The sequence below is a fragment of the Diaphorobacter sp. HDW4B genome, assembly GCF_011305535.1.
Taxonomy (GTDB): domain Bacteria; phylum Pseudomonadota; class Gammaproteobacteria; order Burkholderiales; family Burkholderiaceae_C; genus Diaphorobacter_A.
Genome location: NZ_CP049905.1, coordinates 4320170 through 4335039 on the forward strand (window position 1 = coordinate 4320170; position 14870 = coordinate 4335039).

Here is a 14870-nt window from a genome sequence, read left to right on the forward strand (position 1 = left end):
CCGTCTGGAGTCACGTATACATTGGCGGTTTGCGTGAAATGCGCAGCCGGATTCGCATAGACAAACATCCATCCATCCAGAAAAGGTCCCCAGAGATGAACGTCAGTCAGGCCATGCAGGAGCGCCGTTCGGTGCGCGCCTTTTTGCCCCGTGTTCCCAGCTCCCAAGATGTCCAGAGTCTGATTGCCGATGCGGCCAAGGCGGCTTCGGGTGGCAATCTGCAGCCGTGGCGCGTGATTGCGTTGACGGGCGAGCCGCTGGCGCAATTGACCAATGCGGTCTCTGCAGCGCAGCCGATGGAAGACAACGTCGTGCCGCACATGGCCTATCCGCCGAGCCTGTGGGAGCCGTATCGCACGCGCCGTTTCAAGAACGGCGAGGATCTGTACAAGACCATCGATATTCCGCGCGAGGACAAGACTGCGCGTCTGGAGCAGATGGCGAAGAATGGCCTGTTCTTCGGTGCGCCTGTCGGCGTGATCATGCTGGTGGACGAGCGCATGGGTTATGCGCAGTGGGTGGATCTGGGCATCTATCTGCAATCGTTCATGTTGCTGGCGACCGAGCGCGGCATGGCAACTTGCGCGCAGGGCTACTGGCGGCGTTTCCGCGACACGGTGGAACAGGTGCTTGAGGTGCCGGATTCGTACCGCGTGGCCTACGGCATTGCGCTGGGTTTTGAAGATGTCAACGCGCCGATCAACGATCTGCGTGCCGATCGCGCGGAGTTCAGCGATTGGGCGCAGGTGCGCGGATTTGCCTGATCTGCCTGATCCGCTTGCGTGAAAAAAACGGGTGTCAGCTTTGCGCTGGCACCTTGTTCACGGCCCACCACCAGACGATCATTCCGGTCACCACAAACACGCTTTGGCCCACGGCCAGCCACAGTCCGCTGTGGAACAGATGCGGCACGATGGCAGCCGAGATCAGCGTGAACACCATCATCTGTGCAAAGCCTTGCAGCGACGAGGCGAGGCCGCGCATCTGCGGAAACTGGCCCATGGTTTCGAGCGAAAGAATCGGCATCAGCAGCGAAATGCCCAGCGTGTAGATGGTGATGGGCAGCACGGCCCAGGGCACGACGGGGTGATTGGTGAACGCGTTGTAGAGCACGTTGCTTGCGCAGGCGAGCAGCAAGCAGCCGTAGCCAATGCCTTTTTGCACTTTCATCGGAATGCGTTTGGCGAACGTGCCTGAAATCGCCGAGCCCATGAAGGTGCCTGCGATCAGCGGAATGAACAGCCAGCCGAGCTGGGTGGCTTCCATGCCGAGCACCGTCATCACGAACTCTGCGGCCGAGCTGACGTAGATGGCGTTCGCGCCCGCCATCATTGCGAGGCCCGCCACCATAGTGCGGAACTTGCGGTTGGAAAGGGCTGTGAGGTAGTTGCCCAGAATGATGCCGAGCTTGAGCGGCGTGCGTTTGTGGGGCGGTAGCGTCTCCGGCAGAAAGCGCCACAGCAAGAACGCCAGCACAAAGCCGAAACCAGCCAAAAAGTAGAAGGTCGCGCGCCAACCGCCATGGGTCTGCAGCCAGCCGCCAAACACGGGCGCAAGTGCGGGCGCGAGGCCGAATACCATCATCACCATGGCCATCATGCGCTGGGCTTCTGCGCCCTGAAAGCGGTCCTGCACCATGGCGCGCACGATCACCATGCCCGAGCCCGCGCACATGCCCTGCAGAAAACGCACGATGATCAGCGAGTGGATGTTGGGCACGAAGGCGGCGGCCAGCGACGTCAGTCCGTAGAAGATGGCCGATGCCATCAGCACCCGGCGGCGGCCGAAGGTGTCGCTCAGTGTTCCGTAGAACAGCATGGTGCAGGCCATCGCGAACACGTACACGCTGAGCGTCTGCTGCACCGCTGCCGGCCCGACATCGAACTCCCTGGCGATGGAATGAAACGACGGCAGATAGGTGTCGATGCCCAGCGGACCAATCATGGTGCACAGCGCAAAGAGGAACGTGAGCAGGGCAAAGGGCATGCAGTGGTCGTCGGCTCGTGGTGCGAAAAAGCGCAGTCTAAGCGTGATGCGGCTTTGTTGCTGGCGCTGGGGCATGAGGGCCGCAAGCGTTGCGCGTTCCGTTGTTCGGAATGCGGAAATATGACAACCATGTTCATCAATCGATAACGGCCCTGTCATGCGCTCTTGAAAAACTCGCGGGTTTTCAACGAGGGCATAGAACAATGCATAACACCCGACTGGTCGCCGCCATGGCGACCTTGCTCGTCTTTTCCGCGCAAGCCGCATCCATCGATCCGCTGTCCATCGCGGGTGTCAAGGCCGGCAGCTCCGGCGCTGCACGCAAGTCGCTTGAGCTCCAGCTCACCAAGGCCGACGCGCTGGGCACGGTCTACATCGATCAGCAGTTCTCAAACAAAGCCGCCAGCCTGCCTGCGGGATGGCGCGTGCCGTCCTGGAACACGGCCAAGGGCACGGTCACCATCGACAGCATCACCGGCAATCTGCTGATCGACGGCACCAAGGCCGCCTCGACCAGCTTGACCGCAGTGCTGTTGCCCGCGAGTCTGGAAGGGCTGTCCAACTACCGCGTGGATGTGGAGTTCATGATCGACGCGGCCATCGACGGCAATCGCTGGGGCAGCGTGATGTATCGCACTTCGCCCACGGCCGTCTCGCCCGCGAATGAGCCGTATCAGCAATTCGCGATCCGGCAGAACGCCGCCGGCAGCAGCGGCACGGAGTTCGCGCTTCGCAAAGCCGGTGGCTGGACCGTGCAGAACGCCAAGCCATTCACCGAAGCCATCAACAAGAGCGTGACCTACAAGGCCACCGTGGTGGTGTACGGCAATCGCGTGCGGCAGTATTTGAACGATGTGCTGCTGCACGACGTGATTCTTTCCAGCGAACTGGAAAAGGGCGGCGTGGGCCTGCAGACTGCGGGTGCGCTGTACCGCGTCAAGAGCGTGAAGGTGACCGAGCAGCTCACACCACTGCCCGAGCTGGACATGCCGGTGGCGGTGCAGGATACGGGCACTTCCGTGTCGATGGCACCGACGCTGGTGCAGGGCATGAGCACGTTGGCAACCACCAGCGGCGATGGCTCCAGCAACTCGCTGTTCACGCTGGACAGCGCGCTCAATCTCACGGGCGCTGGTGGCGAAAAGCTGGGTACGTTGAAGGATCTGTTTGCGCAGTCTGCGCGTCTCACTGTTCCGGTCGTACGCATCAAGGACCAGGCGACGGTGGATGCGCTGGTCGCGTTCTCGGAGAACACGCATGTGCTCTACGACATCACGTTCCTGTCCGACAACGTGGACATCCTGCTGTCTGCGCGCAAACAGCTTCCATCCATTCGCACGGCGGTGGATTTCACCTCCAGCGGACTCGATGACTCCACCGCGTCGCTGCTGAAGATCAGTGGCGACACCAACCGCGCACGCGCCAAGATTGCCGTGCTGCCCGCGAATCTGCAAAAGCGTGCCTTCGTCGCGCATCTGCAGCGTTTGCTGCTGACCGTGTGGGCGCAGTCCGATGCCAAGACCGCCGAGCAGGCCGCGCAGGTGCTGACCACGGGCGTCAATGGTGTGATCGCCAGCGACAGCACGGTGTTTGCCGATGTGCTGCGCAAGCTGCCTGCCAACACGCTGCTGCGCAAGCCGCTGGTCATCGGTCATCGCGGCATGCCGGCGGGCACCGAGAACGACGAGAACACGCTGGAAAGCGCCAAGGCCGCCGTGGCCGCAGGTGCCGATGCGGTGGAGAACGACATCTACATCACCACCGACGGCCACTTGGTCATCATGCACGACGCTGCGGTGGACCGCACGACCAACGGCACGGGCAACATCGAGAGCATGTCGCTGGAGCAGGTGAAGGCGCTCAGGACCAAGTCGCAGGGCCTGCAGGTGCCGACGATGAAGGAGTTCTTCGAGGCGTTCAAGAACAAGCCGATCACGCATTTCATTGAAATCAAAAGCAGCACGCCCAGCGTGGTCACGCAGTTGAAGAAGGAAATGGCGGAGGCCGGTGTGGCCGAGCAGTCGATCGCGATCTCGTTCGACACCAACCAGATGAAGCTCAGTACGACCGAGATTCCGGAACTGCCACTCGGGTTTCTGGGCGGTGGTGCGGACTCGGGCACCTTGCTCAACGATGTACGCACCGTGCTCAACGCGACGCAGGGCTACAACTCCACGTACAACCCGTCCTACGCCAACATCAAGCGCGCGACCATGGAGGCGGCCAAGCATCGCGGCACGACCTTCTGGCCGTGGACGATCGACAGCGCGGCGGACTTCTACAAGCTCTACAGCTGGGGTACGCATGGCCTGACCACCAACTACGCCAAGCACGCGACGAACTTCCCGGTCGACATCGCCACAGCCGCGCTGCCAACCAAGATCGCCCTGAACGAGGCGACTTCGCTGAACGTGAATCTGACGACGCAGATCGGGCAGGTCTCGACGGTGGCCGCCAATGAAATGGTGGTGCTGGGCGGAACGGCCCAAGCCGAAGCGCCGAGCAACGGCACTGTCAAGTTCACCAGCGCAGGCACGGCCGTGGTGATGCCCGGCTATCGCTACAAGATGGGCGATGGCACCTACAGCTTTGTGCTGATGTCCAAGCCCGTCACGCTGATCGTCGGTGATGGTTCGGGCGCTGTGACCGGCTCGTCGAACTCCGCCAGCAGCGGCGCCGTGGCTTGCAGCAGCGCAGTGCCTGGTCAAAGCAGTGCGTGCACGGTCACACCCACACCGGGCTATGTGTTCGCAGGCGGGGCACCCGGCGGCGATTGCCCAGCGGGTTCGTGGAATGCGGACTTCACGGTCTACACCACGGGCATCATCAGCGGCAACTGCGCGGTGAACTTCACGTTCAAGCCGCTGCCTGCCGAAGCATCGCTGAGCCCCGTCGGCAAGAGCGGTTCGGTCAACGCCACGGTGAGCGGCGGTGGCACGGGGCTGTGGGGTTTTGACCAGAGCAGCAAGCTCTCGGTGGCGGCGGCATCGAGCACGCCCGAGAACGTGAGCCTCCCATTCGGCGTGACCAGCTTCACGCTGAATGGCGGCGAGGCGGGCAAGGAGGCGGTGGTGGAGCTGGTCTATCCGGAGGCTCTGCCGACGGATGCCAAGTACTACAAGTACGGCAAGACCAAGGACAACGCGCAGCCGCATTGGTATGTGTTCGGCGGCGCGCGGATCAGCGGCAACAAGGTCACGCTCACACTGACGGATGGCTTGGATGGCGACAACGACCTCGCGGCCAATGGCTCGATCAGCGATCCGGGTGGTGTGGGTGTGGCGAAGGCCGGACCTGTGACGCCTGGCGCGGTCGCGCCGGTTCCGTCGCTGGGTGCGGGCGCTTTGGTGGGCCTGAGCGGCATGCTGGGCGCGCTGGCATGGCTGCGTTCGCGCCGTCGCAATCGTTCCGGTTCGTTGATCGGTTGATGAGTTAGGGCTCCAGTGTGGGCCCATCAAAAGCAAAGAGCCGCTGTGGGCAAACCGCAGCGGCTCTTTTGTTGGAGGCGATCAGCGGCGAGTGATCAACCGCGCGTGCGCACCGCAGTCTTCGGCCGAAAGCCCTTGCAGACCTCGTCGCGCGTTTCCAGATACGGTCCGCCGATCAGGTCGATGCAATAAGGCACAGCCGCGAAGATGCCGTTCACCTTCTGCGTGCCGTCCGCCGCCTTCAGGCCTTCCAGCGTTTCGGCAATCGCCTTGGGCTGGCCGGGCAGGTTGATGATCAGGCTCTGGCCACGAATCACCGCCACCTGGCGCGACAGGATCGCGGTGGGCACGAAGGTCAGGCTGATCTGGCGCATCTGCTCGCCAAAGCCGGGCATTTCCTTGTCGGCCACGGCGAGCGTCGCTTCGGGTGTCACGTCGCGCAATGCAGGACCGGTGCCGCCGGTGGTCAGCACCAGCGAGCAGCCCGCGTTCACCAGTTCGATGAGCGCGGCGCTGATGCCGTCCTTTTCGTCGGGAATCAGGCGCGGCTCGAACGTGATGGGGTTGTGCAGCGCGCCGGTCAGCCAGTCCTTCAGGGCGGGCAGGCCCTTGTCTTCATAGACGCCGGTGCTCGCGCGGTCGCTGATCGAGACGATGCCGATCTTCACCGTTTCGGGCGTGGCGGGCAGGGGCGGGAGGGTCGAGGTCGTCGTCGTGCTCATGCTGATGGCTTGGTTCGATCAGGCATCGTCTTCGTGCGATTCGGCGTCGGACTGGGTCTTGGTGTCTTCCAGTTGCTCGCGCACCAGTTGGAACAGCTCGCGGTACGAGCGGGTCTTGCGTGGAGCGAGACCTTGGGATTCGGCGGCCTTGTCCTCGGCGGGCGCGTCCTTGCGAGCCTGACGGATCAGGGCGCGGATCTGCTGCGTGTCGGTGCGCGGGAACTGGTCGAGCCAGATCGCGAGCGATTCTTCGTGTGCAATCAGGCGGTCGCGCCATTGTTCGGCCAAGTGCAGAGACAGCTTTTCTTCGGCCGAGCCGTTGCGCTGCTCATCGAGCGCCTGGCGCACAGCGGCGACTTCGCCTTCTTCGAGCTTGCGCATCAGCTTGCCGACGTACTGCATCTGGCGGCGCTTGCCCTCGAAATTGGTGATGCGCTTGGCCTCCAGCAAGGCCTCGTGCAGCTTTTCGGGCAGGGCCAGGCGGTTGAACAGGTCGCTGCGCAGCGTCAGCAGTTCCTTGCCGAGGTCCTGCAGCTCATCGCTTTCGCGCTTGAGTTCGGTTTTGGTGGAACCGTCGGTTCCCTTGAGTTCGGCCTTCAGTTGCAGGTCCAACTCGCTGCCTTCGGCAACGAATTGACCTCGCACGAAGTAGCCTTTTTTAGGTTTGCGTGGCATGTCAGTAGTCAATAGCGGGCCCCGGCCATTCGGTCAACTGCCGAACAGGGGCTCAAAGTGGCAAGTATCATAGCCGCCGATATGAAAAAATCCCCTTCCAACGCCAAGAATGCCGCCCTGACTCAGCCAGAGAGCGGATTTAGCTATACCCGCGACTTCTTTGCCGATCTGGTGGATCAGGCACTGGCGCACGCCAAGAAGCTGGGCGCGACCGATGCCGGAGCGGACGCCTCGGAGGCGTGCGGCTTGAGCGTCAATGTGCGCAAGGGCGAATTGGAAACGGTGGAGCGCAACCGCGACAAGTCGCTGGGCGTGACGGTCTACATCGGCCACCGCCGCGGCAACGCAAGCACCTCGGATTTTTCACCGGCTGCGGTCGAGCGCACGGTGCAGGCAGCTTACGACATTGCACGTTTCACTGCCGAAGACCCGGTCGCTGGCCTTCCGGATGCAGAGGATATTGCGCCCGAGAGCACCCACCGCGATCTGGAGCTGTTCCACCCCTGGGCCGTGACCAGTGAAGAAGCCGCCCGCCTGTCGCTCGAATGCGAAGCGGCGGCTCTTGGCACCAGCAAGCGCATCACCAACAGCGAAGGCGCGGGTGTTTCGGCCCAGCAAAGCCACTTTTTCAGCGCCCACACACGCGGCTTTCGCGGTGGCTATGCCAGCTCGCGCCACAGCATGTCGGTCGCCCCAATCGCATCTCTGCCCGGCCGCAACGCCGAAATGCAGCGCGACGCCTGGTACAGCTCCATGCGCAGCGCGAGTGATCTGGCATCGCCCGAGGCGATTGGCCGCTACGCCGCCGAGCGCGCTCTGAGCCGTCTTGGCAGCCGCAAGGTCCGCACCACCGAATGCCCGGTGCTGTTCGAGTCGCCTCTGGCGGCTGGCCTGCTGGGCGGCTTTGTGCAGGCGGTGAGCGGCGGTGCGCTGTATCGCAAGAGCACTTTCCTGGTCGATTCGCTTGGCAAGGACGTGTTTCCCAAGCACATCGACATCAACGAAGACCCGTTCATCCTCGGCGGCAAGGGCAGCTCGCCGTATGACGAAGAAGGCGTGCGCGTGCAGGCCCGCAAGGTGGTGGATGCCGGTCGTGTCGAAGGCTATTTCCTCTCCAGCTACTCGGCCCGCAAGCTCGGCATGAAGACCACGGGCAATGCCGGTGGTTCGCACAACCTGACGCTCACCTCGCGCCTGACCCGCGCGGGTGACGATCTGGATGAAATGCTCAAGAAGCTCGGCACCGGCCTGTTCGTGATCGAACTGATGGGCCAGGGCGTGAACTACGTCACCGGCGACTACTCGCGCGGCGCGAGCGGCTTCTGGGTGGAAAACGGCAAGATCGCCTTCCCCGTGCAGGAAATCACCATCGCGGGCAATCTGAAGGACATGCTCGCAGGCATCGAGGCAGTAGGGGCAGACGCCTACAACTACGGCGCCAAGACCGTGGGCTCGGTGCTGATCAACAAGATGAAGGTGGCGGGTAGCTGATCAAGCATTCCCGTCTTCCTGTCAGGTCACTGCCGTGGAAAGTGGATTTCCACGCGCAGCCCCGGTCGCTCCGAAGGGCTGGCTGATCCCTGCACAGCATCACTCAGCCGAATCTCCGCATGGCAGGCGTCTGCCACTTCCTGCACGATGGCAAGGCCAAGGCCCGTGCCTTGGGTATCCGTGGCGATGCGGTAGAAACGGTCAAAGACCTTGTCGCGGCTCTGCGCGGGAATGCCGGGGCCGTTGTCCTCCACGTAGAGCGTCACACCGTCTGCCTTGGCGCGCAGGCCCAGCGTGACCTGTCCCGACGCGGGCGTGTAGCGCAGCGCGTTGTCCAGCAGGTTGTTGATCAGTTCGGTGATCAACGGTGAAGCGGTTTGAATGACGAAACTCGCATCCGGTTCGTCGCGCTCGCCGTGCCAGCCGAGGTCGATGGTTTTCTGATCGGCCACGGGCGCAAAACGCTCCAGTGCCTGCAGGCACAGCGCTTCCAGATCGACCGGCGTAACCGCGTGCGAGTGGGCTTCTGACTGCTCGGCCTGCGCCAGCATCAGCAACTGGTTGGTGACGTTCACGAGTTGCTGATTGGAGCGCTGCAGCCGCGTCCAGAGCGCGGCCTGTTGATCGCTGTTCATGCCTTCGATCTGCTTGGGCGTCTGCGCCAGCGTGTGGGCTTGAATGGCCAGTGGTGTGCGCAACTGATGGGCTGCATCCGAGATGAATTCCCGTTGCCGTTTGATCTGTGCGCGGATGGTGCGGGCGAATTGATTCACGGTGTCCGCCAGCGGACGAAGCTCTTGCTGCAGCGCACGGGCGTCGATGTGAAAGTCCATGTCCTTGGCGGGCCGCTCGGCCAGTTGGCGCGACATGCGCAGCAAGGGGCGCAGCTCCAGCGTCAGCGCGGTCACGCTCACCACCATCGCGATTCCCAGTGCCCAGAGCAAATATTCCAGCGTCGGTAGCCACAGCGTGCGCACCATGGTGTCGCGGCTGTGCGTGGTTTTGCCGACCATGATCATGAACTGGCGCGAACCTGCCACGTCATACATCGCGCGGCTGGTGACGACGGCGCGAATCGGCTGGCCTTGCCAGGTGGCGTCATACCACTGCGCGGCATCCGCACCTGCGAGTTGCAGTTGGGCGGGCTGTGGAAAATCGGCCTGGCCTGCGAGCAGATTGCCATCGGTGTCCGTCACGCTCAGGTAGATCTGGTCGTGCGCGGGCGACATGAAAAGGCTCAGTGCGGACGGCGGCACGGTGGCGTGCACATTGCCATCTTCCCAGATCAGGCGCTCCGACAGAATCTTGGCGGAAGACAGCAGGTCGTGGTCCTGCACGTAGTCGGCCACGTTGTTCGCGTCGCGTTTGCTGAGGATGCTGCAGACCAGCACCAGAACGGTGAGCGGCAACAGAAGCCACAGTGCCAGACGGGTGCGCAGGCTGTTGAACATCGCGCCGATGCCTATGCTTGATCGGGCGCGAGCCGGGGCTTGATCAGATAGCCCACGCCGCGCAGCGTCATGATGCTGGCGTCGCTTGCTTCGAGCTTCTTGCGCAGGCGGTGGATGTAGATTTCGAGCGCGTCCTCACTTGCTTCCTCATCCATTCCGTAGATCACATCGAGCAGGCGTTGCTTGGACAGGGCGCTGCCATGCTGCAGCATCAATGCCTCCAGCACGCTGCGTTCGCGCGGCGGCAGCGCCAGATCTTCGCCGTTCACCGAGAACTGCCGCGTGCGCAGATCAAGCTGCAAATCGCCGCAGCGCACGGTGTTTTCGCGGCCAGGATTCTGGCGTCTGGCGATCACCTGCATGCGCGCGAGCAGCTCGCGGATTTCCACGGGTTTGACCAGATAGTCGTCCGCGCCGATCTCAAGGCACAGCACCTTCTGGTCGAGCGAGTCCGAGGCCGTGAGGATGATCACCGGCATGGCATCGCCGCGTTCGCGCAGCCGCCGCAAAAGCGCCTTGCCGGTCATCTGCGGCAGGTTCAGATCGAGCAGCAGCAGGTCGTAGTGCGACTGGCGCAGCAGCTGATCGGCGGCATCGCCGCGCTCCACCAGGTCCACCACAAAGGACTGCTGGCGCAGCAGTTCAGCCAGCGACTGGCCCAGCTCCACGTTGTCTTCCACCAGAAGAATTTTCATGCGATTCGGTATTGAGGGTTTTCACCTAAGGTTTTCGCAGCGCAGCGAAAGCGCGCCGAAAGTCTGCGATTTCTACACTGAATTCGTCATCAGCGCATGGGGTGCGAGTTTGCAAAGACCCGCAAGTCACTCAAGCCCGATGCAACAAGCAACGAACTTTCAGGAGATGAACATGGCTTTCTTGCAGCTTTCCCGTCGCGGCCTCATGGCTTCCTGCGTCTCTGTCGCCGTGGCAGCACTTTGCGCCACGGCACCTGCGGCCCACGCTGCGGACAATGACACCGTCACCATCATGGTCGGCGGCATCAACAAGATCATCTACCTGCCCGCCAAGCTGGCCGATGCGCTGGGCTACTTCAAGGAAGAGGGCCTCAAGGTCGAGCTGCAATCGCAGCCTGCCGGTGTGGATGCGGAAAATCAGTTGATCGCCGGTGCCGTGCAAGGCGTGGTGGGTTTCTACGATCACACCATCGACATTCAGGCCAAGGGCAAGGACATTCAGGCGATTGCGGTGTTCGGCAAGGTGCCCGGCGAGGTGGAACTGGTCTCCACCAAGGCCGCCCCCAACTTCAAGACCGTGGCTGAAGCCAAGGGCAAGACGCTGGGCGTGACCGGGTTGGGTTCTTCCACCGAATTCCTCACGCGTTATCTGGTCGAAAAGCAGGGCGTTGCGCCCAAGGATTACTCGCTGTTGCCCGTGGGCGCGGGCAACACTTTCATCGCCGCGATGAAGCAGGACCGCATTCAGGCCGGCATGACGACCGAGCCCACCGTGTCGCAAATGCTCAAGACCGGCGAGGCCAAGGTGCTGGTCGACATGCGCACCGAAGAAGGCACGAGGGCCGCACTCGGCGGTCTGTATCCCGCGTCCAGCCTCTATGTGCGCAACGAATGGGCCGCATCGCACAAGGACCAGGCCACCAAGCTGGCTCACGCTTTCTCCAAGACCATGCAGTACATCGCCACGCACTCGGCCGAAGACATCGCCGAGAAGATGCCCAAGGACTTCTACGGCAGCGACAAGGCCTTGTATGTGGAAGCGCTGAAGGCCTCGCTGCCCATGTTCACCAAGGATGCGCGCATGCCAGCGGGCGGTCCTGAAACGGTTCTGGGTGTGCTCTCGGCCTACAAGCCACAAGTGAAGAGCGCCCACATCGACCTGGCCAGAACCTACACCAACGCGTACATCGACGCGAAGTGATTCGGGCCTCCATTCCTTTCATCTGATTCAGTCCCACCACCGGACGACCCTCCGCAGGAGATCACCATGAACGTTTCCACCAGCAGCGCGACCGAGCAGTCGCGTGTGGCGCAGCTCGCCCCGGCAACAGCCACCACAGGCGATGCCGCCATCGAATTCGACAACGTATCGCTGCGCTTCATCTCGGCCGACGGCACGGCCACTTTGGCTCTGCGCAACTTCTCGATGAAGGTCGGCAAGGGCGAATTCATCGCCATCGTCGGCCCCACCGGCAGCGGCAAATCGACCACGCTGAACCTTGTCACTGGGTTGCTCAAGCCAACCGTGGGCAATGTGAAAGTGATGGGCAAGCCGGTCGATGGCATCGATCCGCGCATCGGCTTCGTGTTCCAGGCCGACGCTGTTTTTCCATGGAAATCGGTGCGCGAAAACGTGGCCGTCGGTCCGATCTTTCGCGGCAAGCCACGGGCCGAAGCGCTGAAACTGGCCGACGAATGGATTCACCGTGTGGGGCTGGCCAACTTCGGCAACCACTATCCACACCAGCTCTCCGGCGGCATGCGCAAGCGCGTGGCATTGGCGCAGACCTTCATCAACCAGCCCGAAATCCTGCTGATGGACGAGCCTTTCTCTGCGCTCGACATGCAGACCCGCACGCTGATGCAGGATGAGCTGCTGCGTCTGTGGTCCAGCTCCGGCGGGTCGGTTGTGTTCGTCACCCACGATCTGGAAGAAGCCATTGCGCTGGCCGACCGCGTGTTCGTGCTCACCGCGCGCCCCGCCACGCTCAAGCGCGTGTACGACATCGACTTGCCACGTCCGCGTGTGATGAGCGAAGTGCGTTACGACGCGCAATTCATCGAGCTCTCAAAGCAAATTTGGGACGACCTGCGCGAAGAAGTAGTGATCCAGTAAGGAGACCATCATGTCTGAATTGACCATGCCTGCCGCAGCCGCCGGCCATATCGAACGCCCAGCGCAAGCTGCCGCGCCCAGCGCGGTGAGCGAAGAAGCGCTGGCCCGCGAGACTGAGCGCGCGCAAGCGCAGATCCGCAGCTACAAGTACAAGATCATCGCGCTGCGCGTGCTGGTGCTGATCTTCATTCTGGGCGGCTGGGAACTGGCCGCGCGCAACAGGTGGATCGACCCGTTCTTTTATTCCATGCCCAGCATGATCTGGGGCCAGATCGTCGAATGGATTCGCGATGGCACGTCGCAAGGCCCGCTGTGGCAGCAGGTGCTGGTGACGCTGGAAGAAACCGTCGTCGGTTTTCTGATCGGCTCCATTGCGGGCGTGATCTGCGGGATCATTCTGGGCCGCAACAAGCTGCTGTCCGACATCTTCAGCCTCTACATCCAGATCGCCAATTCGATTCCCCGCGTGGTGCTCGGTTCGGTGTTCGTGATTGCACTGGGCCTGGGCATGGCGTCCAAGGTGGCGCTGGCCGTGGTGATGGTGTTCTTCGTGGTGTTCGCCAACGCTTTTCAGGGCGTGCGTGAAGCCGACAAGTACATGATCGCCAACGCGCAGATTCTGGGCGCATCACCCCGCCAACTGACGACCGCCGTCGTGATTCCATCGGCCATGTCCTGGATTCTCGCCAGCCTGCATGTGAGCTTCGGCTTCGCGCTGGTCGGTGCCGTGGTGGGCGAATTTCTGGGTGCCAAGGAAGGCATCGGTCTGCTGATCTCTACCGCTCAGGGTGCGTTCAATGCCAGCGGTGTGTTCGCAGCGATGATCGTCCTCGCGGTGGTCGCACTGGCTGCGGACTTCCTGCTCGGCCTCGTCGAAAAACGCATGCTCAAGTGGCGTCCCGCCGCGTTCTGAGCACCCACGAAAGATCAGACACCAACACTTCGGTGTCTCCACTTGGGCCGTAAAGCATGCATGTGCTTGGCGGCCTTTTTTTTGTGTTGGCGATGGCCCATCTTTGTCAAGAGATCAACCCCCGAGCGGATGCGGAAACGCAGGCGATGGGCGTACGAATCGGCCGCTTGTCGCGCAAAGCCCTATTGCGTTTCAACTGAGTGGCTTTAGTATGAATAACAAATTATTACAAATGCACTTGGAACCCGACGATCAACGTCGGAACAGTTCAGCGCAGGCAAGCAGGATTAGAGAGGGAGGGCGCACAGGAACCGGTTGAAACGGGCTCCCTCCTCGCAGGTTTTTCAACGCTAGGAGACACGGGGTATGAGAAAGCGGAGTTTGCTGCAAGGAACAGCGGCGGCGGCGGTTTTGGCGGTCACGGGCAATGCCTTTGCTGCTGAGAAATCGGTAAGGTTTGCGTATCAGGACATGCCGGTGCCGTTGCGGCTGGTGATGGAGTCCGGCGAGGTGGAGAAGGCCACGGGCTACAAGATCGACTGGCGCATGTATTCGGGCGGTGCGGATGTCATCGGCGCGATGGGCGCGGGCGAGGTGCAGTTGGGCGAGGTGGGTTCGAGCCCGCTCACCGCTGCGGCCACGCAGGGGCAGGACATCAAGCTGTTCTGGATCTCGGCGGACATCGCCGATGCCGAAGCGCTGGTGGCGCGCGATGGCAGCAACATCACCAGTTTCAAGGATCTGATCGGCAAGCGCATCGGCGTGCCGTTTCTCTCCACCGCGCATTACCAGTTGATCGCGGCGCTCAATAACGAAGGCGTCGATCCCAAGCGCGTGATCATCATGAACATGCGTCCGCCGGAAATCGCCAAGGCATGGGACAACGGCGACATCGACGCCACTTTTGTGTGGGATCCGGTGCTCGGCAAGGTGAAGAAATCCGGCAAGGTGATCGCCACTTCGGGCAGCATTGCGAAGATGGGCTTTCTGACCTACGAGGGCATTGCGGTGAACGCGAAATGGGCGAAGGAGAACCCCGAATTCATGGTCGCCATGGTGCGGGCATTGGACCGCGCAAGCGCACAGGTGCGCGGCGAATTGGCGCGTTGGACGCCTGAATCCGCGCCCATCAAAGCGATTGCGAAATGGTCGAAGGCGGACGCCAAGGATGTGCCTGCGTCGATGGCGCTGTATCGATTCCCCAGTGCCGAAGAGCAGCTCAGCACGCGCTGGCTGGACGGCTGGGCATCGACCGCGATGAAGTTCACCGCAGCATTCCTGAAGTGGCAAGGCAAGGTGCAGTCCGTGAAGCCGGACTACACCCCCTTTGTCACCACCGAGTATGTGAAGAAGGCGCTGGGCAGGTAGTCGAGCAGCCGCGCTGTTGGCGGTT

Annotated in this window: 12 protein-coding genes; 7 read left to right on the forward strand and 5 right to left on the reverse strand. The window is 62.2% G+C overall.

The annotated features are described in order from the left end of the window. Positions 1-95 precede the first annotated feature (95 nt). The gene (locus G7048_RS19820) at positions 96-764 is read left to right on the forward strand and encodes a nitroreductase (protein WP_166069794.1); all 669 of its coding nucleotides are present in this window, start codon (positions 96-98) and stop codon (positions 762-764) included. A 34-nt stretch (positions 765-798) separates the two neighbouring features. Here the strand turns inward: G7048_RS19820 and G7048_RS19825 are convergent, their stop codons facing one another. Then, positions 799-1986 carry a multidrug effflux MFS transporter gene (locus G7048_RS19825; RefSeq protein WP_166069795.1) on the reverse strand — a complete coding sequence of 396 codons (1188 nt, stop codon included), beginning with the start codon at positions 1984-1986 and terminating at the stop codon, positions 799-801. 203 nt (positions 1987-2189) lie between these two features. On the opposite strand from G7048_RS19825, the gene G7048_RS19830 reads away from it, so the two are divergent. Beyond that, positions 2190-5414, forward strand: a complete 3225-nt coding sequence (locus G7048_RS19830) for a glycerophosphodiester phosphodiesterase family protein (RefSeq protein WP_166069796.1) — start codon at positions 2190-2192, stop codon at positions 5412-5414. Positions 5415-5509: 95 nt separating this feature from the next. Here the strand turns inward: G7048_RS19830 and mog are convergent, their stop codons facing one another. Then, on the reverse strand, positions 5510-6136 hold the full coding sequence (gene mog, locus G7048_RS19835; RefSeq protein ID WP_166069797.1) for a molybdopterin adenylyltransferase: 627 nt from the start codon (positions 6134-6136) through the stop codon (positions 5510-5512). Between the two features lie 18 nt (positions 6137-6154). After that, positions 6155-6811: a ribosome biogenesis factor YjgA gene (gene yjgA / locus G7048_RS19840; protein WP_166069798.1), complete on the reverse strand. Its 657-nt coding sequence runs from the start codon at positions 6809-6811 to the stop codon at positions 6155-6157. Positions 6812-6892: 81 nt separating this feature from the next. Between yjgA and pmbA the strand changes: the two genes are divergently transcribed. Then, positions 6893-8302 carry a metalloprotease PmbA gene (gene pmbA / locus G7048_RS19845; protein WP_166069799.1) on the forward strand — a complete coding sequence of 470 codons (1410 nt, stop codon included), beginning with the start codon at positions 6893-6895 and terminating at the stop codon, positions 8300-8302. Between the two features lie 26 nt (positions 8303-8328). Here the strand turns inward: pmbA and G7048_RS19850 are convergent, their stop codons facing one another. Together G7048_RS19850 and G7048_RS19855 are read right to left on the reverse strand one after the other, a co-directional pair. Continuing rightward, the gene (locus G7048_RS19850) at positions 8329-9753 is read right to left on the reverse strand and encodes a sensor histidine kinase (RefSeq protein WP_166069800.1); all 1425 of its coding nucleotides are present in this window, start codon (positions 9751-9753) and stop codon (positions 8329-8331) included. 11 nt (positions 9754-9764) lie between these two features. Continuing rightward, positions 9765-10448, reverse strand: coding sequence for a response regulator transcription factor (locus tag G7048_RS19855; RefSeq protein ID WP_166069801.1), 684 nt, complete (start codon positions 10446-10448; stop codon positions 9765-9767). 205 nt (positions 10449-10653) lie between these two features. Here G7048_RS19855 and G7048_RS19860 point away from each other — a divergent pair, with 205 nt between their 5' ends. From G7048_RS19860 to tauA, 4 genes are all read left to right on the forward strand, one after another. Next, positions 10654-11649: an ABC transporter substrate-binding protein gene (locus G7048_RS19860; protein ID WP_166071073.1), complete on the forward strand. Its 996-nt coding sequence runs from the start codon at positions 10654-10656 to the stop codon at positions 11647-11649. 105 nt (positions 11650-11754) lie between these two features. Next, positions 11755-12564, forward strand: coding sequence for an ABC transporter ATP-binding protein (locus G7048_RS19865; protein ID WP_371747710.1), 810 nt, complete (start codon positions 11755-11757; stop codon positions 12562-12564). 10 nt (positions 12565-12574) lie between these two features. Continuing rightward, positions 12575-13477 (forward strand): ABC transporter permease, encoded by a 903-nt coding sequence (locus tag G7048_RS19870; protein ID WP_240933041.1) that lies wholly within the window; start codon positions 12575-12577, stop codon positions 13475-13477. 366 nt (positions 13478-13843) lie between these two features. Continuing rightward, positions 13844-14845: a taurine ABC transporter substrate-binding protein gene (gene tauA / locus G7048_RS19875; RefSeq protein WP_166069803.1), complete on the forward strand. Its 1002-nt coding sequence runs from the start codon at positions 13844-13846 to the stop codon at positions 14843-14845. The last annotated feature ends 25 nt before the right edge of the window (positions 14846-14870 follow it).